The organism is Maribacter sp. 4G9 (genome assembly GCF_002742265.1).
Taxonomy (GTDB): domain Bacteria; phylum Bacteroidota; class Bacteroidia; order Flavobacteriales; family Flavobacteriaceae; genus Maribacter.
Map to the genome: position 1 here is coordinate 1 of NZ_MDGL01000055.1, position 877 is coordinate 877.

Annotated in this window: 1 protein-coding gene; it reads left to right on the top strand. The window is 35.1% G+C overall.

Annotation, left to right across the window (positions count from 1 at the left end; all coding sequences use genetic code 11):
- The first annotated feature begins 167 nt into the window (after positions 1-167).
- Positions 168-689, top strand: coding sequence for a serine hydrolase (locus BFP75_RS07880; protein ID WP_099544702.1), 522 nt, complete (start codon positions 168-170; stop codon positions 687-689).
- The last annotated feature ends 188 nt before the right edge of the window (positions 690-877 follow it).

Here is an 877-nt window from a genome sequence, read left to right on the forward strand (position 1 = left end):
TTACGCATATCTATTTGCTTATTAGCCATTGTCTTTTTAACAAAAAAAGACCTTTGACTTTTTACAAATAGAATCGACTTTTTTAGTGGTTCACTTTCACCCGTTTTAGGTGGCTCACTTTAGTCCGTTTTGGGTGGTTCACTTTAATCCGTTTTTAGTGGTATACTATGACCGTTTTTTGCAGAGTACGAGATTCAGTTGGGTTTAAAGAGTACTCTCGTGTTCCAACTGAACCAGTTGCTGAATATAACGCAGGTGGCGGTTTGTTTGGTTCACCAAAGGATTATTTAACATTTCTTGAATGCATTAAGAATAATGGCAAATATTATGGTGGTCAAATTTTAAAACCTGAAACCGTTGCGTTAATGTTCAAAAATCAACTGCCCAACGGATTAACGTTAAGTTATAATGTAACTGAAGGTGGCATGGTTGATATTTTGGGTGGATTCCCAGATAATTCTGATGTTTATTCGTTATCATGGGCAATTGAAAATAATGAGGACGAGTTGATAAAAACCAAAGGTTCTGCCTATTGGGCTGGTATGGCTAATTCCTATTACACATTGGATAAAGAGAAAGGGATAGCGGTAGTATATTTTACACAGTTTCTTCCTTTTAATGATAAAGTATCTTATGATTTTTATCGTCTATTCGAAAAAGAAGTTTACAATAGTCTTAACACTAAATAACGATTTGCCAACAATGGCTCCTATGAAAAGCCCTAGTCCAGTTCTCTAAAGTTAGTATTTAATTTTCAATTACTTCATAATGATGGTTTTGGGGTGTTGAATCGTTGATAATTCCGATAGGATTATCAACCATTCAATACCATATAACTTGCTCGGCATCCTATATGTGATACACCGTTATCGGCGTT

What these genes read in the sequence shown, in the direction of transcription:
- BFP75_RS07880 (WP_099544702.1), top strand. Translation starts at nt 168, where the DNA reads ATGACCGTTTTTTGCAGAGTACGAGATTCAGTTGGGTTTAAAGAGTAC.